This window comes from Puia dinghuensis (assembly GCF_014642875.1).
Lineage (GTDB): Bacteria > Bacteroidota > Bacteroidia > Chitinophagales > Chitinophagaceae > Puia > Puia dinghuensis.
The window spans coordinates 318128-342686 of the sequence record NZ_BMJC01000003.1 but is presented as its reverse complement, the minus strand read 5'-3'; the positions used below and the strand labels follow the sequence as shown (position 1 = coordinate 342686).

The following is a 24559-nucleotide window of genomic DNA, read 5'->3' as shown; positions in this document are numbered from 1 at the left end:
TAAATCCCAAAATAAACAGATAGAACAAGAGAAATACCTGCCAGAACAAAAGGCTTTTCCCACCCCATTCTACCTTGCCTCAGTTCAAAAATTAATTGTGTTATGAATAAACGATTGCTTGCAAGGATGCATATCCTTCTTTTCCTCCTGTGCCTTGGCTCCGCACTTTCCGCCCAAAAAAGGACCATTACGGGGAAAGTCACGGATGCAAAAGACGGCACGCCCCTGGCCGGAGTATCCGTCCAGCCAAAAGGCTCCCCTAAAAATGGAGTAGTTACCGGTAGCGATGGAAGCTATAGCCTCTCCGTCGACGCCAATACCAAAACCCTCCTTTTTTCCTTCATCGGTTATGGTACCCTCGAAAGCCCCATCGAAGGCGGACCTATAAATATTGCGCTCACCGCGGGTACTTCCAGTCTCAATGAGGTTGTCGTCATCGGATACGGCACCGTCCGCAAAAAAGACCTCACCGGTGCTGTCGCCATTGTCAGCGAGAAGGACTTCCAGAAAGGCAGCATCACCACTCCCGAACAGATGATTGCCGGCAAGCTCCCCGGGGTCTCGATCATCTCCAATAGCGGCCAGCCCGGCGCCGGCAGCACCATCCGCATCCGCGGCGGCTCCTCCCTCAACGCCAGCAACGACCCGCTGATTGTCATCGATGGCGTACCCATGACCACCGAGGTCCTGGCCGGTCAGACGAGTACTATCGCCGGCGCTTCCAACCCCCTGAGCTTTATCAACCCCAATGATATCGAATCCTTCACCGTGCTCAAGGACGCTTCCGCGTCCGCCATCTACGGCACCCGTGCCGCCAACGGCGTTATCCTTATTACTACAAAGAAGGGACGGGGCGGCGCGCTCAAGGTTAGTCTTTCTTCTGTTAATTCCATCGCCACCCTCCCAAAAGAAGTATCCGTCCTCAGCCCGGCCCAGTTCCGCGCCGTCGTCAACGCCAACGGCACCGCAGCCCAGAAAGCAATGCTGGGCGGCGCCAATACTAACTGGCAGGATCAGATCTACCAGGATGGGGTAGGCACCAACAATAACGTCAGTGTCACCGGAGGGATCAAAGGCCTTCCCTATCGCCTCTCGGTTGGTTACCAGGACCAGAATGGTATATTAAAGACGGATAATCTTCAACGGACCTCTGCTGCGCTTAACCTCAATCCTGTCCTTTTCGACAAACATCTTAAAGTCGATCTGCATCTCCAGGGCAGCATCGAGACCGCCCGCTTCGGCAACACGGCTGCCATCGGCGGCGCTACAAGCTTCGACCCTACTCAACCTGTCTATACCAAGAGCAACCGTTTCGGCGGCTATTACGAATGGCTGGACCCCAGCTCTGCCACCGGTCTCGTCAATCTGGCCGGCCGCAATCCCCTGGGCCTGCTGGAAGAACATTTCAATAAGGGCACACCTCAACGCAGCATCGGCAATATCCAACTGGACTATTCCTTCCACTTTCTACCCGAGCTGCATGCCAACCTCAATGCCGGCTATGACATATCCACCGGCAAGGGTAGCACCTTCATCCCCGACAGTGCAGCAGAGGCCTACATTGCCGGCGGGACTGGCGGCAGCAACAACCCTTACAAGGTAACCAACACCAACACCCTCTTCGAATTCTATCTCAGCTATGCCAAAGAGCTCAAGGCGATGAAGAGCCACTTTGACGTCCTGGCGGGCTACTCCTATAATAATTACCTGTCCAAGATCTACTACTATCCCAGCTACTATGCCAGCGGCGCCAAGGTTCCTAACTCCGACCCTGCCTTCTCCTTCGACAAACCAGAACATACCCTGCTGTCGTATTTCGGTCGTGCCAACTATAGCTTCGAAGACAAGTACCTGCTGACGGCCACTATCCGCCGGGATGGTTCCTCCCGCTTTGGCCCCACTAATAAATACGGAAACTTCCCCTCCGTCGCCCTGGCCTGGCGCATAAAATCGGAATCCTTCTTACGCAACGTCGATGGCGTATCCGACCTGAAACTGCGAGCCGGCTATGGCATCACGGGCCAACAGGATGGCTTCGACAACTATCTTTATATGTCCACGTATACGTTGAGCAACCCCAATGCTTCGTATCAGTTCGCCAATTCCTATTACCAGGGCTATCGCCCCGGGGGGTATAACCCCTCCATAAAATGGGAACAGACCGCCACCTCCAACCTTGGCCTCGATTACGGCTTCCTCGATGGCCGCATCACGGGTAGTGTCGACTTCTACTATAAGAAAACGACCAATCTCCTCGTTAACATCCCCCAACCCGCCGGCAGTAATTTCTCGGCCTTTATTACGGCCAACGTAGGGGAGATGAACAACAAAGGTGTGGAGTTCAACATCAATCTCCAACCCATCCGGACAAAAGATCTCACCTGGGATGTGGGCTTCAACGTTACGTATAATAAGAATAAGATCACCCGGCTCACCCTCGTGCCCAACGACACCAGCTTCATCGGCTTCCAGAACGGTAGCATCGCAGGTGGCATCGGTGGACAGTTCGCCCTCATCAATGCCGTTGGCGGAACCAAGAACACGTTCTATCTCTATCGACAAGTATACAATACCAGCGGTCAGCCCATCGAAGGGGTCTTTGTGGATAAGAATGGCGATGGCATCATCAACCAGCAAGACCTCTACAAGAGCAAACCCGCCGACCCCCAGGCCTTCTTAGGTTTCAGCACCAACGTTACTTACCGCCGCTTCAACGCCGGCTTTGTTCTCCGCGCTTCCCTGGGCAATTACAACTATAACAACATCTTTAGCCAGACCGGCACCCTCAACCAGATTCTTGGCAACAGCGTGCTGTACAATGCTTCCTCCAATTACCTGGCTACGCACTTCAAGGGCGGCAACGCGCAGGAGCTGCTCAGCGATTACTACATCCAAAACGCCTCTTTCCTGCGGATGGACAATATCAATGTCGGGTACAATGTGGGTACTATCTACCATACGCATACTAATCTCCGCCTCAACGCGGGCGTGCAGAATGTATTCGTTATTACCAAATACACGGGTCTCGATCCGGAGATTGCTGCCGGCACCAACACCCTCGGCAACCCCGGTATCGACAATAACCTCTATCCCCGCCCGAGAACGTATTTCCTGGGCCTGAACCTTGACTTTTGATAAGTAAGCATCATCAAAAAAAGAAAATCATGAACAACAAGATATTCACTGCCGCCGCCTGTCTCTGTCTCCTGGCGACAGCCTGTACAAAAGACCTCGTTCGCACCCCTACAAATGCTATTACAGCGGGCGAAGCTTATAGCACGCCGGCCGGCTACAAAGAAGGTCTGGCCAAGGTATATGCCGCCTTCGCCCTGACGGGCAATGCGGGCGGCACGGGTAGCCCCGACATCTCCCCGCAGATCATTGCCGACGAAGGTAACTCCGATTTCCTCCGGCTTTATTTCAATCTCCAGGAGCTGACAACCGACGAAGCCGCCTGGACCTGGCAGAATGATGCCGGCATCCAGGGCCTTCACGAGATGAGCTGGTCTTCGATCAACCCCATCATCGATGGACTCTACTATCGCAGCTTCTTCCAGATCACGCTCTGTAACGAGTTTATCCGGCAGTCTTCCGAATCCGCACTCGGCAGCAAGCCCTTCAGCAGCCAGGCCAAGGATTCCGTTCGCCACTACCGCGCCGAAGCCCGCTTCCTCCGCGCCTACCAGTATTGGGTGCTGATGGACCTTTTCGGCAATGTTCCTTTCGCCACGGAGAACACTGCTATCGCGTCCTCTCTCCCCAAACAGATCAACCGCGCCGATCTCTTTAAATATATCGAGTCGGAATTGATAGGCGCCGCAGACAGCGGGCTCATCGCTCCCCGGCAAAATGAATACGGTCGCGCCGACCAGGCGGCGGCCTGGGCTTTGCTGGCAAGGCTTTATCTCAATGCGCAGGTGTACACCGGCACGCCCCGCTACACCGATGCGATCACCTATTGCAACAAGGTCATCACCGCCGGCTATAGCCTCCACCCGGACTATACCCAACTGATGCTGGCGGATAACAACCTCAACACCGACGAGTTTATCCTCACCATCAACTATGATGGAACATATACGCAGAACTACGGTGGGACGACCTATCTCGTTCACGGACCGGCAGGTGTCCCCGGCAAGATCTCCGGGTCCAATGGTTCCTGGAGCGGGCTGCGCCTGACACAACAGCTCGTTACCCTCTTCCCCGACTATAGCGGCAACACCGATCACCGCGCCCAATTCTGGCAAACCGGCCAGACCCTCAACATGACCGATCTCTATACTTCTACGGCCGGCTTCTCCACCTTCAAATACCGCAACGTCACCCGCAGCGGTGGTCCTGCGCCGCATGCGGACCCTGCCGGTAATTTCTCGGACATCGACTTCCCCCTCTTCCGTCTCGCCGAAGTCTATCTCATTTACGCGGAATCGGTACTACGCGGCGGCACGGGCGGTGATGCCGGTACAGCGCTCAATTATGTCAATGCCATCCGCGAACGCGCCTATGGCAACCACTCGGGGGACATCACCGCGGGGCAATTGACTACAGACTATATCCTCAACGAACGCGGCCGCGAATTGTATTACGAAACCTTCCGCCGTACCGATCTCATCCGGTACGGGAAGTTTACCACTTCGGCTTACCTGTGGGCCTGGAAAGGTGGGGTGCAGGGTGGTACTGCTGTCGCTGATAAATACAATATTTTTCCTATACCGAGTACCGATCTGTCTTCGAATCCTAATCTCCAACAAAACTCCGGATACTAATATGAAAAAGCTATATATCGCATGCCTGGCGGTTTTCATGCTGGCCGCGAGCTGCAAAAAAGATATTACACAACCCACCCTGAGCTCCCCCTCGGGCATCAGCGGGTTCACGGTGAACAACAACACCATCGTTCTCTCTTCGGCCAATGACTCTGTCGAAGTGGCTGTTTTCAAGTGGCCGGCCCTCAACTACAACGTGTCGACACCCGTTACGTATACGCTGCTCATCGATCAGCCCGCCGATACCAGCGGCGCGAGTGCCTGGGGCAACGCGCTGAAAACCACTATCACTACGGATAGCCTCAACAAGTCCTGGCTGGGAACCGACTTTAACAAGCTGTGCAACCAACTGGGACTTACACCCGGCGTCGCCAGCCCCGTCGTCGTTCGCCTGAAGGCCGATGTTAACCAAAGCAACGGCAGCAAATCCACCGTCCCCTCCCTCACTTCGGACGTAGGCCTCACCGTTACTACCTATAAGGTGATCCTCATCTACCCGAAACTATATGTCGCAGGAGATTTCCTTAGCCCTCAATGGACACAGAAAGACCAGCCGGGCTGGATCCTGGCGTCCGTGAAAAGCGATGGCGTATATGAGGGATATATCAACTTCCCCAACGCCAGCAACAACTTCAAGCTCTGCACCCAGTTAAGCTGGAATGGCACCAATTATGGATGGGGAACATCGCAGACGACCATCAGCGGAAGCGGCTCCGCCGGCAACTGCTGGTTCGGTCAGGTGGCTTACGCCAGGGTTGTAGCCGACGTCAACGCGCTTACCATCAGCTATACGCCTACCTCCTGGTATATTGCGGGAGCCTTCAACAACTGGAGCACGACGGCCACGCCCATGACCTTCAACACCAGCACCAACGTCTGGACCGCCACCGGTGTCACCATGGCGGCCGGCGGCACCTTCAAATTCGTCAGCAATTCCGACTGGAACAATCAATATGGCCTCGACGCCAAAGGCAACCTGTTGCTGGGCAACACCTCGGGCAATATCACTTCCACAAAAGCGGGTACCTTTACAGTAACGCTTGATCTTAGCCAGGGAGCGGGCAACTACGCCTATTCCCTCAAATAATCCGTAAATGATGCGCATTACTCACTTGATAGTCATCTCTGTACTGCTGTTCGCAGGGTTTAGCAATTGTTCAAAGAGCAGCGGCACTCCTACCGGCGGCGGGGTAAAACCTGCCGCCGATACTTTCATCTACAAAGGCGCCGACGTCAGTTGGATCACCCAGATGGAGGCCTCCGGCATTAAGTTCTACAACTCCGCCGGCACCGCTATGGACGGCATGGCCCTCTTGCAATCTCTCGGCATCAACTCCATCCGGCTCAGGGTCTGGGTCAACCCCTCCGGCGGCTGGTGCAACACCGCCGACGTGGTCACAAAAGCCGTTCGTGCCCACCAACTGGGACTCCGCGTCATGATCGACTTCCATTACAGCGACACCTGGGCCGATCCCGGTCATCAGACAACCCCGGCGGCCTGGACTTCTTATAACATGGCCACACTCACGAATACCGTCTATAGCTATACGCAGGGTGTCCTGGATACGCTGAAAGCGGCAGGAGTCGTCCCCTCCTGGGTGCAGGTGGGCAACGAGACCAGCAACGGTATGCTTTGGCCCCTGGGCAATGCCACCACCAGCATGGCCAACTTCGCCGCCCTGGTCAGTGCGGGCTACAAGGCCGTTAAATCGGTGAGCGATACCACGAAAGTTATCGTTCACATCGCCAACGGATACGACAACAACCTTTTCCGGTGGGTATTCGATGGCCTGACGGCAAACAATGCCCAATACGACATCATCGGCATGTCCCTGTATCCGTCAGCTACCAACTGGGCATCTTATAACGACAACTGTGCGACGAATATGAATGACATGGTCATGCGGTATAATAAACCGGTGATCATCTGTGAAGTAGGCATGCCCGTCGACCAGGCTGCCACCTGCGAGGCGTTTATCACCGATCTCATCCACAAGGTGAGGGCCGTCACCGGCAGCAAAGGCCTGGGGGTCTTCTATTGGGAGCCCGAATGTTACAACAGCTGGCAGGGCTACGGACTCGGGGCCTTTGACAACACCGGCAGACCCACCGTCGCCATGAACGCATTTCTTCAATAGTAAAAAGCGACACCTTTGAGATCGACATTCTTACTGATGCTGACCTTTCCCCTCTTCGTGCTGGGGCAACGTTGCGAATCCTTCGACGCCGGCTGGAAATTCCATCTTGGTGATGCTGCCGATCCTGCAAAGGACTTCAACTACCGCACGGCTTCTGTCTTTGTAAAATCCGGTAAAGCCGGCGGCACCGCCATCGCCCCGGACTTCGACGACCACGGCTGGCGCAGCCTCTCTCTTCCCCATGACTGGGCCGTCGAACTGCCTTTCGAAAACTCCGCCGATTCCCTGGTGATGTCGCATGGTTATAAACCGGTGGGTGGTCATTACCCCGCAACCAGCATCGGCTGGTATCGTAAACATTTTACCATCGACGCTGCCGACTCTGGTCATCGCTTCGTCATCCGGTTTGACGGCATCTATCGTGACAGCAAGGTCTGGATCAACGGTTTTTATCTCTGTAGCAACGCCAGTGGCTATAGCGGCTTCTCCTGTGACATCACCGATTACCTCCGGTATGGCCGGGAAAATGTCCTCGTCGTCCGCGTGGATGCTACCCAATATGAAGGCTGGTATTACGAAGGCGCCGGCATCTACCGCCATGTCTGGCTCGAGCGATATAACAATGTCCACATCGCCGAAGACGGTCTCTTTGTGCATTCTAACGTTACGTCAGCCACAGCCACCGTCACAGTGGAAACCACCGTCGCCAACGACAACCCCCAACCCGCCACTACTACCGTCTCTGCCTTCCTCACCGATCGTGAAGGAAAGACCCTCGGCCGCGGCCCCGCACAGCCCCTGACCCTAAACCCCAACGAACACCGTACAGTGGTCCAATCTATCACTATCCAACACCCTCGCCTCTGGTCCCCGGAAACACCCTATCTCTATCGCGCCGGTGCTACCCTCCGCAGCGGTAACACCATCCTCGACGAAGAGCGGCTCCGCATCGGCATCCGCACCATCCGCATCGACGCCAGCGGGCTTTATGTCAATGGCCGCTATACAAAGATCAAAGGCGTCAACAACCACCAGGACCATGCCGGCGTAGGCGCCGCGATGCCTGACTATCTACAATATTACCGGGCGCGCCTGCTGAAACAAATGGGCGTCAACGCCGTTCGCACCAGCCACAACCCGCCAACTCCCGAATGGCTCGATGCCTGTGACAGCCTCGGATTGCTCGTTGCCGACGAGAACCGTCTGCTCAATAGCGGCGACGAATATCTCAACCAGTTTCACCGCCTCATCCTGCGCGACAGAAGCCGGGCATCTGTTTTTCTGTGGAGCCTGGGTAATGAAGAGCAGATGGTACAGACCCGCTCCGTTGGCCGCCGCATCGCCGCTACGCTTATCCAGCGCCAGAAAGAATGGGACCCGACCCGCACTTGTACGTATGCGGCCGACCTCGCCAACGTCTATCAGGGTATCAACGAGGTCATCCCCGTCCGGGGCTTCAACTATCGTATTATGGGGGTAGAACCCTATCATAAAGCCCACCCCGACCAACCTATCATCGGCACGGAAATGGGCAGCACCGTTACCACCCGCGGCATCTATGTAAAAGATACCGTCAATGCCTATCTGCCGGATGAGGATATCAACGCACCCTGGTGGGCCAATACCGCCGAACAATGGTGGGCAATGGCCGCGGATAAACCGTACTGGCTGGGAGGATTTGTCTGGACCGGCTTCGACTATCGCGGTGAACCCACGCCATTCAGCTGGCCCAATATCAGCTCACACTTCGGGGTCCTGGATATCTGCGGCTTCCCAAAGAATATCTACTATTATTATAAGTCCTGGTTCACCGATGAAGACGTTCTCCACATCTCCCCGCACTGGAACTGGAAGGGCCACGAAGGGCAGCCCATCCCGGTTTGGGTCAACACCAATACAGACGACGTGGAACTCTTTCTCAACGGGAAAAGCCTGGGCAAAAAGCAGATGCCCCGCAACAGCCACCTGGAATGGACCGTGCCGTATGAACCCGGCCGGCTCGAAGCCGTGGCGATGAAAAGAGGAAAAAAGCTGACGGCATTTGTGGAGACCACCGGCCAGCCGTTTGAGGTCGTCGTCACCCCATACAAGACAACGATGATTGCCGATGGCAGTGAAGCTACCGTCGTCAACATCAGCGTCGTCGACCGTCAGGGTAGGGAAGTCCCTGATGCCGGCAACCTCATCCGCTTCCATGCGACGGGTGACCTCCACATCATCGGCGCCGGCAACGGCGACCCCAGCAGCCACGAACCCGACAAAGCCACCATCGACCCCAACGATGCCCCCGCCGACACCATCGCCCAACGTCATCTCTTTAACGGTCATTGCCAGGTAATCGTCCAATCCGGCACGCGTCCCGGCATGTATCATTTCGAAGCCACCGCCGATAGCCTCTATCCCGGGTCGACCGACATCTCCCTTATCAACCCCGGAACACCTCATTCTGTCCTCGATTGGCGTCCCCACGTGGCATCTTCCGATCACCCGGCCCCGTCGGCCCCCCACCGCCCCATCACCAAAATGCTCGGCGCGGACATCTCCTTCCTCCCCGAACTCGAGGCCCGTGGTATCCACTTCTCCGACAACAAGGGCCAACGCGACGCCATCGAGATATTAAAAGACCACGGCTTCAACTATATCCGGCTGCGCATCTTCAACGACCCTGCCCGTGACAGCGGTTACTCTCCGGGGAAAGGCTTCTGCGATCTGGCACATACCCTCACCATGGCTCGAAGGGTAAAGGCCGCGGGACTGCGGCTTCTGCTCGACTTCCATTATAGCGACTACTGGGCCGATCCCGGCAAGCAATACAAACCCGCAGCCTGGCGCGGGCTAACCTTCCCGGTTCTGACAGACTCCGTATATGCCTTCACCCGCCGCGTCATCGGCGCCCTGGCTCAACAGCACACGCTCCCCGACATGGTACAGGTGGGAAATGAGATCAACCACGGCATGATCTGGCCCGAAGGCAGCATGCGACATCCCGATAGCCTGGCACAGCTGATCTATGCGGGTATACGGGGAGTAAAGGCCGTAGATGCGACCTGCCCGATCATGCTGCATATCGCCCTCGGCGGCCAGAACGATGAGTCCCATTTCTGGCTTGACAATATGCTCAGCAGGCGGGTGCCCTTCGACGTTATCGGGCTGTCCTATTACCCGCGCTGGCATGGCAGTCTCTCCGATCTGAAATACAATGTCGACGATCTGGCCCGGCAATATGGGAAAGATGTGATCGTGGTGGAATATACACAGCGTAAAAGGGAAGTGAATGACATCGCCTTCAGCGTTCCCGGTGGACTGGGGAAAGGCACCTGCATCTGGGAGCCGTTGAACACCTGGGAACAGATATTTGACAAGGAGGGTAAGGCAAACGATCTCCTCTATCTATATGATGACTTCAGCAAGGAATTTATAAACCCTTCACCAGCATCCCTCCGTCAATCGCAATATTCTGCCCGGTGATATAGGAGGCCTTATCCATGGCCAGAAAAGCCGCCGCACCCGCCACTTCCGAAGCCTGTGCAACCCGGTTCATCGGTGTCCGCTCGACGATGCGTTGCATCCTCTCCGGCTGGCTCAGCACCGTGCTGACCAGCGGCGTGTCTGTATACCAGGGTGACAGGCTGTTCACACGGATGCCGAATTCCGCCCATTCGGCGGCGAGGTTTCGGTTGAGTTGTATCAATGCCGCCTTTGACATCCCATAGGGTGCGCCCGACTGCACATCTACGCTACCCGCCACTGAAGCGATGTTCACCACACTTGCTCCCGTTCCCCGCCGCAGAAAGGGAAGGCAAAGCCTGCATAAAGCCACCGCCGAGAACAGGTTCACCTCCAGCACCAGCCGGTATTCCTCTTCTTCATACTCGGCCAGTTTCTTCCGGATATTCATCCCCGCGTTGTTTACCAGTATCTCCAATCCTCCCCAGCGTTCGGCTACCGCCGTCCCGATCTTTTCGCGATCGCCGGCCTTGCTCACATCCGCCGCCACTCCTGACACCGCCCGGCCCTCGGCCTGCCACAATCGCACCAGCGCATCCAGCTCCTGCCCGCCCCGCGCCACGATGATCACCTCCGCGCCCAGCGCCAGAAACTCTTCGGCAATAGCTTTCCCGATGCCCCTCGTTCCTCCTGTGATGAGGGCGCGTTTGCCTTTTAGCTCCCATTTTGTCATGATTGGATAATTTGTACCGGTAAAGGTACGGCTATTCGCTACGCAAAGCCCTTACCGGGTTCGCCAGCGCCGCTCTCAGGGTTTGAAAGCCGATGGTAATAAGGGCCAGCGACACCGCCCCAACACCGGCAAAGGCAAATACCCACCATTGGATGGAAATGCGATAAACAAAACTCTGCAACCAATTATTCGCGAAATACCAGGCTATCGGCGAGGCGATCATCAGCGCCAGGACGACCAGGACAAGGAAATCCCTGCTAAGCAGGACGACGATATCGGTGATGCCCGCGCCTAATACCTTCCGGATGCCTATCTCGTTCGTCTTCTTCTCTACCGTGAACAAGGCCAGGCCGAAGAGACCCAAACAGGAAATGAAAATGGTAATTATCATGGCCGAATCCACTATCAAGGCAGTACGGCTTTCGTTTATATACATCCGGGCAATGGCCTCATCGAGGAAGGTATAGCTAAACGGAGCCGCGGGATAGACCTCCTTCCAGGCCTTTTCCATCTGCGCCAGCATCCGCTTCAGATCACCCATATCCTTACCCCGGGTGTCCAGTCTCACCGCCAATTTATTTACTGCCCGGGGTACATACCCTATCACCATAGGCTTTATAGCCTCCCGCAGCGAATATTCATTGACATCGGCCACCACTCCTACGATAGGCAGGGCCTTGACATCCGTGACCATCCCGGAGGCATCTGTTTTTGGGTTGAGCAGGAGTTTACCGACGGCATCTTCGGGCCGGGGAAACCCCAGCTCTCTAGCATAGGTTTCATTAATCACCAGTTCGGTGAGACTGTCACCGGGCCGCAGGTTCCGGCCGGCCAGCAACCGCATCCGGTAAAGGGGAATAAGATTTTCGTCGCCTGCTCTGGCCAGGATCGGCACTGGCTTATCCTCTTTATCCTTATACTGCAATGGAAGAAAAAAACTGGGGGTACCCACCGGCGGCAGGGCCTCCCGTGCCACCATGCTCACGCCCGTAAGTTGTCGGAATCTCCGGGCAAGAACCTTCGCGTTGTGGAGGGAATCGTTCGCAGGCGTGCCCATATTGATCACGGCATCGGTGCTAAGCCCAAGGTCCTTATTTCGGATGAAGTTCATCTGGCTGCCTATCACGATCGCCCCGATGATAAACACCAGCGACAAAGTAAACTGAAACACGATAAGCCCTTTGCGCAGCAGCCATCGTTCACTGCCCTTCGGCGCTTCGTTCCCCTTGAGACTGGCAACTGGTAGATAGGACGAGATCACCCGGGCTGGATAGAACCCGGCAAAAACGGTGGTGACGAGGGTTATCAGCAGGAGGAAGGCAAGGGTAAACGGATCCAGGAAATGGAATTCCAATCCTGGTGGGATGAGATCGTGGAAAAGCGTGAGCACCGGCCTGACGAATAATATGGCCAGGACCACCGACGGAACAGCAAGGAGAAAGGTCTCCGCCAGGAATTGGAAGACCAGCTTCCTCCGGCTGCTGCCCATTATCTTTCGGATGCCGATCTCTTTGGCCCGTTGCAGGGATTGGGCGGTGGATAAGTTGATAAAGTTGAAGATGGCGATCAGCAGGATGAACAGGGCAAACGCCATAAGCACAGCCAGGGTCGACCGGCTTGCTTTCCGGAAGCTGTCATGGTTATTCTCTTCGGTGAAGTGGATATCGGTCAGGGGTTGAAGCAGCAGGCTTGCCTTCTTCCCAGGATCGTCCGGGACATGCCTGTTGAGCAGTTCGGCCACCTGGCGCTGGACCAGCTCGGTCGAGGCGTTTCGGGTGGTTTTTATAAAACAATCGATCTCCCGGTTAGCCTTCCAATCCGTGGTGGAAAGCAGGCTTCGAGGGTCGCGCTGAAAAAAGGCGTTGCTATTGATCGTACTCAGGGAGATAATATCGGAAAACGCGAAATCCGAATTCTTGTCCCAGTCTCTTACAATCCCTGATACGCGTACAGGTACCGAATCCCGGTATATCAGCTCCCTTCCGATGACCTTATACAGGGGCAGGTTGCCAAAATACAATCGCGCCCGGCTCTCCGCCAGCACAACCTGGGAAGGTTTCGCCAGCGCTGTGGAAGGATTGCCTGCCAGCCAGTCGAAATGAAAGATGGAAAATAGATTCGCATCGGCAAATACGCTCCCGACATGGTTCGAACTTGCTAACCAGGTGTTGAAAGGATGCTGCTTACCCGTATCCCCGGGAATGTCAACGGTCGCCCAGTAGGTAAAAAATCCGGCCGCTGCCTCCAATCCGGGTATTTCCTGCCGGATGGCCGCCGGTCCTGGCGCGGGAATGCCGGTGAGTATTTTTGTTCCCGCAAATGACCCCTTTTCCATCACCAGCCGGTAGATCCGCTCCTTGTCGGGGTGGAACCGGTCAAAACTGGACTCGTATTGAACCATCAGGTAGATGATCAGGCATGCACAAACACCCAATGCCAGGCCCAGGACATTGATAATAGTAAAGATCTTGTGCCGCGTCATGTGGCGCCAGGCAACCTTTATATAATTGATGAACATACCATCCCGTATCCAAAGCCATGCCGGCGATCTCAGCCCTTTCAAATCAACCAATTATCGCGGTTCTCACAGTATCTCCTGTCCGCTTCCGATACAAGAGGTGTCCGCCTCCCGGTAATCTTCCACAAACTCTCTAAATTTACACCTCAATCATAAAACAGCGCTTATGTCCATTGTCTCCCGGCTTGTCACCTTTCTCACTGCCATCTTCCTTTGCGGTACCCTATCCGCCGGCAACATCCACATCATTCCACAGCCCGTTTCGGTAACGGAAAAGCCTGGCCACTTCCAGCTCACCGCTGCCACTACCATCGCATTTTCCGGTGATTCGCTGGCTTCCACTGCAACCTGGCTCAGTGAGCGTCTCCATCTGCAACAGGGTAGGGGCGGCAAACACATCAGCCTGGACATCATCACTAAGGACAATAATAACCTCGGTGCTGAAGGCTATACGCTCTCCGTCACTTCTTCCGGCATCCGCATCAGCGCGAATACCGCCGCCGGCGTCTTCTATGGCATCCAGACCCTGCTCCAGCTGCTGCCCCCGGACGCGGCTGCTACTCCAAGCGCCTCCGCTGCCGTACAACCCATGTCCATCCCCTGTGTCGACATCACCGACTATCCCCGTTTCGGCTGGCGCGGGCTGATGCTCGACGTAAGCCGTCACTTCTTCACAAAGGACGAAGTCGAACACTATATTGACGAGATGATCCGCTATAAATACAATACCCTTCACCTTCATCTCAGCGATGACCAGGGCTGGCGCCTCGAGATCAAAAGCCTGCCCCAGCTCACCCAACATGGCGCCTGGCGGGTGTCCCGCACCGGCCGTTGGGGCGAATTCCTGCCTCCCCTGGCAAACGAACCGGCAACCTATGGCGGCTTCTATACCCAGGATGAGATGCGCGAGATCATCCGCTATGCCGCCCAACGCTATGTCACCATCTTGCCCGAGATCGACATCCCCGCACACAGCCTGGCGCTTATTTCCTCCTACCCCAATCTCTCCTGCACCCAGCTGCCCTATAGCGTCAACCCCGGCTCCCGTGGCCCCGTCCGGGACGACAACGTCTTATGCATCGGCAACGACTCTATATTTCTCATGATCGACAAGATCCTCACGGAAGTAGCCGCCCTCTTCTCCAATCCCTATATCCACGTCGGTGGCGACGAAGCCTATAAGGGATTCTGGGCCGCCTGTCCAAAATGCACAAAACGGATGCAGGACGAACATCTCAACAACGTCGACGAACTCCAGAGCTATTTTATCAAACGCATCGAGAAAATGGTCAAGTCTAAAGGCAAAAAGCTCATCGGCTGGGACGAGATCCTCGAAGGCGGTCTCGCTCCCGAAGCCACGGTAATGAGCTGGCGGGGAATGTCCGGCGGCATCGCTGCCGCAAAAATGAACCACGCCGTAGTCATGACTCCCTGGGATTATTGCTATCTTGATCTCTACCAGGGTGAAAGCGTGGTTGAACCCCCTACCTATGGCATGTGCCGGCTCCACGACTCCTATATGTATGACCCCGTCCCCGACAGCGTCGACGAAAAACTCATCCTTGGCGGTCAGGGCAATCTCTGGACAGAATCGGTCCCCACCTATCGTCATGCGGAATACATGACCTGGCCCCGTGGCCTCGCCCTCGCCGAAGTCTATTGGAGCCCAAAGAAGGCCCGCAACTGGGACGACTTCACCCAACGGATGGAAGCCGAGTTCAAACGCATGGACGCCGCCGGCATCAAATATGCGCGCAGCGCCTACAACGTCATCCTCACGCCCAAAAGGGTACCCGGCAGTGACTTCGTCGTCGGCATGTCCACCGAAGTCAACGGCCTGGATATCTATTACACCTTCGATCAGACGAATCCCGATAACACCTATGCGAAATATACCGGCACCCCGGTAAAATGGCCGCTCGGCGCGTCTCAGATCAATGTCATCACCTACCGTGACGGCCATCTCATCGGTGCGCAGGTCAACATAAAAAAGGAAGACCTCACCAAACGCCTCGACCAGGGCCGGCATGTGTACTGAGCCCCGGCCCCATCCGGCCCGCTGAGCGGCTCATTCGCTCCTTAACGCCCTCACCGGATTGGCCAGCGCCGCCTTCAGCGCCTGATAACCGATCGTCGCCAGCGCGATCAGCAGCGCCAGCACGCCCGCCACAAAAAATATCCACCATGCAATGGTGATCCGATAGGCGAAATTTTGCAGCCACTGATGCATCGCCAGCCATGCTACGGGTGTGGCGATCACCGCCGACAACAGCACCAGCTGCACTATATCCTTCGAAAGCATCGTTACGATATTGCCGACGCTGGCGCCGATCACCTTCCGCACCCCGATCTCCTTTCTGCGCTGTTCGGCGGTGAAGAGGGTAAGGCCCAACAGCCCGAGGCAGGAAATAAAAATGGCCAGCACTGAAAACCCATTGGACAACTTACTCACGGTCGCCTCACCGTTGTACAGTTGCTGATATTGCTCATCACTAAAAAAATACCTGAACGGGAATTGAGGCTCCGCCTGTTTGAACACGCTCTCCATGCTGGCAAGGGCCTGCCGCGTCTCACCTGATTTTGTTTTGACAAGAACCCCACCCCATCCTTCCTTTTCTCCAAAGTACAGAACAAGCGGCTCGATGGGGTCACGCAGCGATTTTAAATGAAAATCCTTTACAACCCCGATGACGGTACCCTGAAAGTCAAAGAAACTCATCCTTTTGCCGATTGGGTTCTTCCAATCGGTGATTTTCAGCAGGGTTTCATTGATGAGGAAATGCGTTTTGGCGGTGTCGGCGGGAAAATCCCGGCTAAACCCGCGGCCCCGGATGACTTTGATGTTCATCATATCCAGATAGTCATAACCTACCCCGTTGTGGATCGCTACTACCCGTTCATCGGGTCTCTTACCTTCCCAGTCCATGTTGTATACGTGCGTACTGATCCTGGAAGGGGCGTTGGTATTCATGGTGACGCCCTTTATTCCCGGCATGCCCACCAGCTGCTGTCTGAACAGTTGGAACTTATTCCCCAAGTCTCCCTGAAACGGAATATAGACAAGGTTCTCCCGGTCGAACCCCAGGTTTTTTGTCTGCACATATCGCATCTGCTGCGCGATAACGATCGTTCCGGTGATCATGACGATGGACAGCACGAACTGGAAAACCACCAGCCCTTTTCTCATTAGCAAAGCGCCGGGTCCAAATCGCAGGGCTCCCTTCAATACCTTCACCGGATTCAGCGACGAGAGGAATAAAGCAGGATAGCTGCCGGCCACAAAACCAGTAACCACCATCAACCCCACAATAGCCAGCCAGAAAAAAGGCGATGCGATGGGCAATACGATCTGTTTTCCCGATAGTTGATTGAAGGCGGGCAGCAGCAGCGCCACCAGCCCCAGCGCTATCACGACCGCAATAAAGGTCAGCAGCATCGCTTCTCCGATGAACTGGCCGATAAGCCGCACGCGCCTCGCGCCGATGGTTTTGCGGATCCCCACTTCTTTGGCGCGTTTTATACCCCGGGCCGTGGCCAGGTTCATGAAATTGATACAAGCGATCAGCAGGATAAAGATGGCGACAAGGCTGAACAACCGTACGTAATCACTGCGTCCCCCATCCGGTGCGCCATTCCTGAACACCCCATTCAGGTACATCTCATCAAAGCGTTGCAACCCCAGCTCCAGCCGGTATCCTTGCCCGTCACCCGTTCGGATGTAAGGAGTGATGAAGTCCTTTATCTTGGCTTCGACCCGCTTCGCGTCGGCACCGGGCCGTAGTTGGATGTAGGTATACGGGGTACGATAGATCCATTCCTTCAACCAGCTTATGTTCTGCAATACGTCCGCCCAGTTGGCCACAAACTCAAAATGCTGGGAGGCATTGGCCGGGACGTTCTCAAAAACAGCAGTGATCTTGAAATCCTTGGAATTATTGAGGCGGATCGTCTGCCCATAAGCCGCCGCGGCGCTACCAAAGAAGAGTTCCGCCGTCTTGCGGGAAACTGCTATGTCCGCTGGCCCCAGCAGTGCTGACGCCGCACTGCCTGCCAGCAGCGGATAGCTGAATAGTTTAAAGAAATCGCTGTCTGCATGACAGCCATTCAGGGCGATGCGCTTGTCGCCTACGCTGAGAACCGTTTCTTCCCCCCGGTTCACATACCCGCTGGCAAATTTTATTTCCGGTATTTTGCGTTTCAACTCTTCCGCCAGCGGGCCCGGCGTATTCGGACCGGCTTCCACTTTACCTTCCGAGAATACGCGCTCATATACGTCGTAGATGGTCGCTTTCGTATTAAAGGTGTCGACGCTGCTTTCGTCCTTCACCCACAAAAAGATAAGCAGGCTGCACGCCATGCCCAGCGCCAGTCCGAGAATATTGATAAGGGAAAAGGCCTTGTTCCTGGCCAGCTGGCGCCAGGCAGTCTTGAGTGATTGGGATAACATAGCGGGGGAGGGTATTTCCCCAAAGGCAGCGAAGAAAATGCCATCTTCATCATCGCGTGATAACCATTTTCTTATGGCGCCGTCGCATGGCCAACTGTCCGGTTGCGATACAACCAGCCGTACGCAAACCATACACCTTGGCTCATCTACGCAATCCCCGCTCCGCTGCTTTTCCGCACCAGTTTACTGGCGATCCAGGCGAAGAGCCCCAGCACCAGGCCGAAAACGACTCCCGCCACCGGCCCCATCAGCAACATTAATAGTCGCGTATGTCCGTGTATATGCATCTTGTCCATCATTTGGATTTCCTGGGGATGGCCGGCCAGGTAGGTCTTGAAGAAAATAACATGGAAGCCTGTAACCCAGACGCAATTCACAAGGCTCGTAAAGAAGCCATGGAGGAAGTGTCTGCTACTCACCTGCTTTGCAATGATATAGGCGCAAACGATAAAGATCACCAGCCAGAAATAGGGCTCTGTGTTGGAAGGTATCCAAAATACGGTGGCAATCGCCATCGCCAGCCCGAATAAAGACAGTTGAAAAATGAGTTTCCAGTTCATGATTGTGGGGTTTATATATTAATAAATATACTTATTTTTCCCCAATTTCCCGATAACCTATATTTGACCCCAAATCAAAGCTAAGCCATGCGTAAACACCTCATCCCCATCCTGGGCATCGCCATCCTCGCAACTGCCGCCCCCGCTGCCGCGCAACAGCCGCAGCAAAAAAGCCCGACCCTCCGCTCTATCCTGCTCGAACAGTTTGACAACACCTGGAACAAACAAGACTGGTATGTCCCCGTCAAACAGGCTCTCGAAGGACTCACTGCCCAACAAGCCATGTGGAAGCCCTGCGATTCCTGCCACTCTGTCGGCGAGCTCGCCTATCATATCTATTTCTGGAACCGCGCGTCGCTCGACAGCTTCTACAACCGGAAACAACTGCCTTTCAGCGGCAACAACAACGAGACCTTTACCACCTTTACAGAGGCGTCCTGGACTACCACCGTCCAGCAACTCAACCAGGTGATGGCAGATTGGGAAAAGGCCATTGCAACGGCCGATGAAGCAAAACTGAGGAAATGGTATTCGACCCTCGACCACATCAACACCCACACAGCCTATCACACCGGCCAGATCTTGTACATCCGCAAACTTGCCGGCAACTGGGATTCAAATAAAGGAGTAAAATAAATTGGGCGCCCCTCACTGCAACGCATAAACCCCTGCCTCATACGCCCTCAGCTCTCCGGGCTTGCCAGGCGCCGCATAATTATCGATGATCAACTTCGCACCCGCCGTCGAAACATCCGCCGGCAACGGCACTGCACGCGAACTGAAATTCAACACCACCAACCACTTCATCCCCTTCCACTCCCGGGTATACGCATATACATCCGGGTTGTCTTTGTCCAGCAGCGTATACTTCCCATATACCAGCACCGGGTTATCCTTCCGCAGTCGCACCAGCCGCCGGAAATAATTCAGGCAGCTGTTTGCATCCCGTTCTTCCGCCGCAACATTCACCGCCGAATAATTCGGATTCAGCCCGATCCACGGCTTCACCCGCGTAAAACCTGCATGCACACCCGCATCCCATTGCATCGGCGTCCGCGAATTGTCGCGGCTGCTAAAGCCGATCTCTTTAAGATAAGCCGCCACATCCCCGCCGGTATTCTGCAAATGCCGGTACTCATTCAACGTAGCTACATCCCGGTAATCACTGATCTTTGTAAACCCCGGATTGCTCATCCCCAGCTCATCCCCGTTGTAATAGAACGGCGTGCCCCGCATCGTCAGCAGAAAGGTAGACAGCATCTTCGATGAGACCGCGCGAAAAGTGGGTCGGTCGTTCCCAAACCGGCTCACCAGTCGTGCCTGGTCATGATTCGCCAAAAAGATCGCCAACCATCCCTTCTCTGCAAAGGCGCTGTCCCACCGCGTGAACACTTCTTTCAAATGCACCAGGCTATAACCCTCCGACGTCGCGATATCCACTGCATCAAATGCGTATGCCATATTCAGCTCTTTCCGATCTTCATCCACAAGATTATGTGCGTCGTCAAAGGAATTGCCCGCCCCCTCCGCAACACTCATCACCGGGTAGCGGCTCAACACCTCCTGGTTCATCTCCCGCAAATAATCGTGGAGATGCGGGCCCATCGCATAATATTTCATGAAATGCTCCTCCCAGCCTTGCGGCCAGACAGGCCATGTCGTATCCTTCGCTACAAACTGGAAGGCATCCAGCCTGAATCCATCGATCCCCTTATCTGCCCAAAATCGCATAATATCGAACACTTCCCGGCGCACCGCAGGATCCTCCCAGTTGAGATCGGGTTGCTTGCGCGAAAAATAATGGAGATAATAAGCATTGGTCAGCGAATCATATCGCCATGCGTCATGGTTGACATCGAAAAGGCTATACCGGTAAGGCGGCTTGCCGCTTTCGGCATTCCACCAGTGATAATAATTCCGGTAAGGATTCGTCCGTGACGACCGGCTCTGCCTGAACCACTCGTGTTCATCACTGCTATGATTGACAACGAGGTCCATCACCAGCTTGATCCCCCTCGCGTGCAGCCCCTTCAGCAGCGCATCGAAATCAGCCATCGTACCAAATTCCTTCATAATATTCCGGTAATCGCTCACATCATAGCCATTATCGTCGTTTGGACTGCTATAGATCGGGTTAAGCCACACCACCGTAACCCCAAGACTCTTGATATAATCAAGCCGGGAGATGATGCCTTTCAGATCGCCGATGCCATCACCATCGCTGTCTTTAAAACTCCGGGGATAAATCTGGTAAACAATTGCTTCTTTCCACCACTGCCCATAACTTCTCTTCATGCAAAACAAAAAGGTGAGTAATATTGTAATTGACGGCAGCAATCTTTTCATAAAGGGCTATTTGTCGGGGTATCTTTCAATTTGTTACAAATATAAAAGAGTTTTTGTTCGCGCTGCAAAACACTCGCCAAAGCCCTCTTCCATGGCCGCGGGAGCCTTTTTCGTTTGCCGACAGATTTATGCCGTTTACCGCGTTTTTTCCTCCGCTTGCAGTTTTGCCCTCGACAGAATTAAATCCCGAATTTATTTTTGTATTCTAAAATTACCATTGTGAGAAAATTAGTTGCTATCCTTATCTTTTCTTTCCTCTTCGCAGACTTTGCGATGGCGCAGCAGGCCGCCGGTCAAGGCGCTCCTGGTGCAAAACCCGGTGCTCCGGGCGGCCGCCCGGGTGGTCCGGGTGGAGCCCCTCCATCCATCGGTCGGGCCTATGGAAAAGTGACCGATTCTACCGGTCAACCCATCGCAGCCACCGCCATCGTGTTGAAGTCGGTGACCGATGCTGCTACAAAAAAGAAAAAACTCGTGCTTATAAAGGGTATGGATACCAAATCCAACGGCGAATTCAACTTCGAAGATCTGCCGATCGTCCAGCCCCTGGTAGTACGGCTCTCCGCCACTGGCTATAAGACCCAGGACGTGAGCTTCACCATCATTCCTGCTTCTGCTCAGTCGACGCCTGCCCCCGCAGGACAGGCGAATAGTAACCCCTTCGGCGCCATGCCTTCCTTCGAAAAGGATCTCGGCTCCGTCAAGCTGGCTACCGCCGTCGCCGAACTGGCAACGGCAACCGTTACCGGCAAGACCCCGCCGATGAAACTGGAGCTCGATAAAAAGGTCTTCAACGTTGCGCAGAATATCGTCAGTGCGGGTGGGACAGGCGTAGACGTAATGCGCAATGTTCCTTCCGTCAATGTCGACATCGATGGCAACGTTACCCTTCGCGGCTCGACACCCACCATCTTCATCGATGGCCGTCCTACGACGCTTACCCTCGATGAGATACCGGCGGACGCCATCGAAAGCGTGGAGGTGATGACCAATCCTTCCGCCAAGTATGATGCCTCCGGCGGGGGAGCGGGTATCATCAACATCGTCCTTAAGAAGAACCGGAAGCAAGGCTACAACGGCAGCATCTCCACGGGTATAGACTCCCATGGCCAGCCCAACGCCCTCGTCGGGTTAAGCCTTCGGCAGAACAAAGTCAACTTCACGCTCAACGGGATGTACAACGCCATGAACCCAAAGACCACTGGCAGCACTGATCGCTATACCTATCTTTCCGACACGACGACCCATCTCCTCCAGCAGGACCTGCAACGCGGCAAGGGCCATTTCATGTTCGGGCAGGCGGGAATGGACTGGTTCATCACCAACAAGACCACGGTCTCGGGTTCTTATATCCGCGTCGACGGTGCTTTCAAGCCGACCGATATCTCGAATATCCGGACGGACATCTTAACTAATGCTCGCGACTCCACCATTTACTCGATCCGGTCAACGAACAACGATCGCGAATTCCATGTCAACGGTGCTCAGCTGGGGATGAAACATACCTGGGACAAGAAAGGAGAAGAATGGACGGCGGACGCATCCTTCTTCGATGTCAACTCTTCGCTTACCTCTTACTATACGACCAACTACTTTCAGGGCCAGCCCGGCAGCGCTGTCGCCTATTCCACCCTGCAGAAGCAGACTGGTACGGCGGCTCCCCGCTTCTGGACCATCCAGACCGACTACGTCAATCCTCTTGGGGAGAAGACAAAGCTCGAAGCCGGTCTGCGCACCAGCATCCAGAAGCTACAAAACGACAACAACACCTATACCGTCGACGACAAGGGGAACAGTACCCTCAATCCATACGGCACCAGCGACTATACCAGCACCAACACTGTCTATGCTGCATACGTCAACTTCACCAGCGCCATCGGCAACTTTGGTTATGCCCTTGGACTTCGGGGTGAGAGCTCCAAATACACCGGCGATCTGCTCAATACCCCCAAACAGCATTTCGAGAACTCCTATCCCACCGCGCTCTTCCCGTCTGTGTTCCTGAGCTACAAACTGAAGCACAACCAGGAACTGCAGGTTAGTTCAACGCGGAAGATCAACCGCCCGGGCTTCTTCCAGCTGATTCCGTTCACGGATTATTCGGATACGCTCAACATCACCCGCGGTAATCCCAATCTGGTGCCGGAGTTTACGTACAACACCGAATTGTCGTATATGAAGACCTTCCCGCACAACAACACCCTGCTCGTCTCGGCGTACTATAAATACACGTCCAACCTCATCACCCGCTACCAGGACAGCGGCACCAACCCCATTGGCAAGCCCATTCTCATCAATACCTATGAGAACGCCAGCAATGCCTATACGGTGGGCGGTGAGATCACCTCGACGGACAACATCACTAAATGGTGGGATGTGACGCTCAACGTCAACGTGTACAACTCGCATATCAATACCAACAACCTGAATCAGCCCTCCCAGCCCGCGCTGTGGACATGGTTTGGAAAATTCAACAGTAACTTCAAGCTGCCGAAGAATTTCACCGTCCAACTGACGGCCATCTACCAGGGCAAGACCAACCTGCCGGTGAACCTCAACAACAACCAGTTCGGTCCTCCCGGCTCCGTCACCCAAAGCTCTTCGCAGGGCTATATCAAACCGTACTATGGTTTCGATCTGGCGGTGAAATACAGTTTCCTGAAACAGAATGCCGCTTCTATTACGGCCAGCATGACCGATATCTTCCGCAACCGCTGGTCCGACCAATATAGCAGCAGCCAGTTCTTCTCCCAGGAATACAATCGCCTGAAGGACCCGCAGCTCTTCCGCGTCGTATTCGCCTATCGCTTCGGGAAGATGGACCTCAACATCTTCAAACGCAAGAGCATGAACGGCGGTGGCATGGGTGACGCCGGTTCCAGCATGGGGCAATAACATACTCTTTTCTATTAAAAAAAGGCCGTCTACTTTTGATATTAGACGGCCTTTTTCTATTTTGCCGAACTATGCTGACCAAACAAGATTTTATCCTTCGGTACGAAGCCCTGAGCGACTTCGAGCTCTACGGTATTTACATCCAAAAGTTTGACTATAGCCCGGAAGCACAGGAGGCGGTAATCCATGTCATCGGGGAAAGAGGCGGAGCCGAACAGGTGCTGGCCCGTGTCAAGGAAGAGGACAACCGCGTAGCGGAAGCGACCCGCATCGCCTCGATGACGGCAATGATGAGCCATAAGGAATTCGACGACGAATTGATCCAAAAAAAGATGTCTTCCACCGTGCTGTCACCCGAGGAAGTAAGAGGCATCGTCGACCAGACCCTGGCCCAGACGGCGGTGGAGAAGCAAGACCGCAGCATCGGGACGAGGACGGTCATCGGAAGCCTCCTGGCCATCCCTATCGCCGGGGTTGCCGGCAGCATCCTTTTCGGCTTACAGCTTAGTTACGCCCCCACCATCGATCTCAAGATAATTTTGATCCTGTATTTCGGCGTTCTCCTCATTTGTTATGGCATAGTCCGGTTGTTTACCCGCCAATCGAAAAGGAACCGCGTCGTCATTCTCGCAACGGCCCTTTCCTTTGTTCTTGCCTTTTTGATCGGGGATTGGCTGGTCCCACTTTTCCTCGCCTTACATTTGTGATC

General features: G+C 54.7%; 14 protein-coding genes. 9 read left to right on the top strand and 5 right to left on the bottom strand.

Annotated features, from left to right (window positions below; all coding sequences use genetic code 11):
- Nucleotides 1-102 precede the first annotated feature (102 nt).
- The 5 genes from IEY39_RS14755 to galA are packed head-to-tail and all read left to right on the top strand — an operon-like array spanning nt 103 to nt 10372.
- On the top strand, nt 103-3135 hold the full coding sequence (locus tag IEY39_RS14755; protein WP_188932855.1) for a SusC/RagA family TonB-linked outer membrane protein: 3033 nt from the start codon (nt 103-105) through the stop codon (nt 3133-3135).
- A 29-nt stretch (nt 3136-3164) separates the two neighbouring features.
- Nucleotides 3165-4766, top strand: coding sequence for a RagB/SusD family nutrient uptake outer membrane protein (locus tag IEY39_RS14750; protein ID WP_188932853.1), 1602 nt, complete (start codon nt 3165-3167; stop codon nt 4764-4766).
- 1 nt (nt 4767) lies between these two features.
- On the top strand, nt 4768-5853 hold the full coding sequence (locus IEY39_RS14745; protein ID WP_188932851.1) for a SusE domain-containing protein: 1086 nt from the start codon (nt 4768-4770) through the stop codon (nt 5851-5853).
- Nucleotides 5854-5860: 7 nt separating this feature from the next.
- Nucleotides 5861-6904, top strand: coding sequence for a glycoside hydrolase family 53 protein (locus IEY39_RS14740; RefSeq protein ID WP_229688913.1), 1044 nt, complete (start codon nt 5861-5863; stop codon nt 6902-6904).
- A 15-nt stretch (nt 6905-6919) separates the two neighbouring features.
- Nucleotides 6920-10372: a beta-galactosidase GalA gene (gene galA, locus IEY39_RS14735; RefSeq protein WP_188932849.1), complete on the top strand. Its 3453-nt coding sequence runs from the start codon at nt 6920-6922 to the stop codon at nt 10370-10372.
- Here galA and IEY39_RS14730 read toward each other — a convergent pair.
- Both IEY39_RS14730 and IEY39_RS14725 read right to left on the bottom strand, forming a co-directional pair.
- Complete coding sequence (locus IEY39_RS14730; protein WP_188932847.1) at nt 10320-11084, bottom strand: SDR family oxidoreductase; 765 nt, start codon at nt 11082-11084, stop codon at nt 10320-10322. The genes galA and IEY39_RS14730 overlap by 53 nt on opposite strands.
- A gap of 31 nt (nt 11085-11115) precedes the next feature.
- The gene (locus tag IEY39_RS14725; protein ID WP_188932845.1) at nt 11116-13647 is read right to left on the bottom strand and encodes an ABC transporter permease; all 2532 of its coding nucleotides are present in this window, start codon (nt 13645-13647) and stop codon (nt 11116-11118) included.
- Nucleotides 13648-13768: 121 nt separating this feature from the next.
- On the opposite strand from IEY39_RS14725, the gene IEY39_RS14720 reads away from it, so the two are divergent.
- Complete coding sequence (locus IEY39_RS14720; protein ID WP_188932843.1) at nt 13769-15640, top strand: beta-N-acetylhexosaminidase; 1872 nt, start codon at nt 13769-13771, stop codon at nt 15638-15640.
- Between the two features lie 30 nt (nt 15641-15670).
- Here the strand turns inward: IEY39_RS14720 and IEY39_RS14715 are convergent, their stop codons facing one another.
- Complete coding sequence (locus IEY39_RS14715; RefSeq protein WP_188932841.1) at nt 15671-18049, bottom strand: ABC transporter permease; 2379 nt, start codon at nt 18047-18049, stop codon at nt 15671-15673.
- Nucleotides 18050-18195: 146 nt separating this feature from the next.
- Entirely contained in the window at nt 18196-18609 is a 414-nt protein-coding gene (locus IEY39_RS14710; protein ID WP_188932839.1) for a hypothetical protein, read from the bottom strand.
- Between the two features lie 87 nt (nt 18610-18696).
- On the opposite strand from IEY39_RS14710, the gene IEY39_RS14705 reads away from it, so the two are divergent.
- The gene (locus IEY39_RS14705) at nt 18697-19245 is read left to right on the top strand and encodes a DinB family protein (protein WP_188932837.1); all 549 of its coding nucleotides are present in this window, start codon (nt 18697-18699) and stop codon (nt 19243-19245) included.
- Between the two features lie 12 nt (nt 19246-19257).
- On the opposite strand, the gene IEY39_RS14700 is transcribed toward IEY39_RS14705, so the two are convergent.
- Nucleotides 19258-20904 carry a glycoside hydrolase family 13 protein gene (locus IEY39_RS14700; protein ID WP_229688912.1) on the bottom strand — a complete coding sequence of 549 codons (1647 nt, stop codon included), beginning with the start codon at nt 20902-20904 and terminating at the stop codon, nt 19258-19260.
- Between the two features lie 270 nt (nt 20905-21174).
- Between IEY39_RS14700 and IEY39_RS14695 the strand changes: the two genes are divergently transcribed.
- Nucleotides 21175-23850, top strand: coding sequence for a TonB-dependent receptor (locus IEY39_RS14695; RefSeq protein ID WP_188932833.1), 2676 nt, complete (start codon nt 21175-21177; stop codon nt 23848-23850).
- Nucleotides 23851-23921: 71 nt separating this feature from the next.
- Nucleotides 23922-24557: a hypothetical protein gene (locus IEY39_RS14690; protein WP_188932831.1), complete on the top strand. Its 636-nt coding sequence runs from the start codon at nt 23922-23924 to the stop codon at nt 24555-24557.
- The last annotated feature ends 2 nt before the right edge of the window (nt 24558-24559 follow it).

Bases quoted from the DNA above. Each gene is read 5' to 3' on its own strand.
- IEY39_RS14745 (WP_188932851.1), top strand. From the start codon at position 4,768: ATGAAAAAGCTATATATCGCATGCCTGGCGGTTTTCATGCTGGCCGCG.
- IEY39_RS14720 (WP_188932843.1), top strand. From the start codon at position 13,769: ATGTCCATTGTCTCCCGGCTTGTCACCTTTCTCACTGCCATCTTCCTT.
- IEY39_RS14700 (WP_229688912.1), bottom strand. From the start codon at position 20,904: ATGAAGAGAAGTTATGGGCAGTGGTGGAAAGAAGCAATTGTTTACCAG.
- IEY39_RS14715 (WP_188932841.1), bottom strand. From the start codon at position 18,049: ATGTTATCCCAATCACTCAAGACTGCCTGGCGCCAGCTGGCCAGGAAC.
- IEY39_RS14755 (WP_188932855.1), top strand. From the start codon at position 103: ATGAATAAACGATTGCTTGCAAGGATGCATATCCTTCTTTTCCTCCTG.
- IEY39_RS14710 (WP_188932839.1), bottom strand. From the start codon at position 18,609: ATGAACTGGAAACTCATTTTTCAACTGTCTTTATTCGGGCTGGCGATG.
- IEY39_RS14750 (WP_188932853.1), top strand. From the start codon at position 3,165: ATGAACAACAAGATATTCACTGCCGCCGCCTGTCTCTGTCTCCTGGCG.
- IEY39_RS14740 (WP_229688913.1), top strand. From the start codon at position 5,861: ATGATGCGCATTACTCACTTGATAGTCATCTCTGTACTGCTGTTCGCA.
- IEY39_RS14705 (WP_188932837.1), top strand. From the start codon at position 18,697: ATGCGTAAACACCTCATCCCCATCCTGGGCATCGCCATCCTCGCAACT.
- IEY39_RS14690 (WP_188932831.1), top strand. From the start codon at position 23,922: ATGCTGACCAAACAAGATTTTATCCTTCGGTACGAAGCCCTGAGCGAC.
- IEY39_RS14730 (WP_188932847.1), bottom strand. From the start codon at position 11,084: ATGACAAAATGGGAGCTAAAAGGCAAACGCGCCCTCATCACAGGAGGA.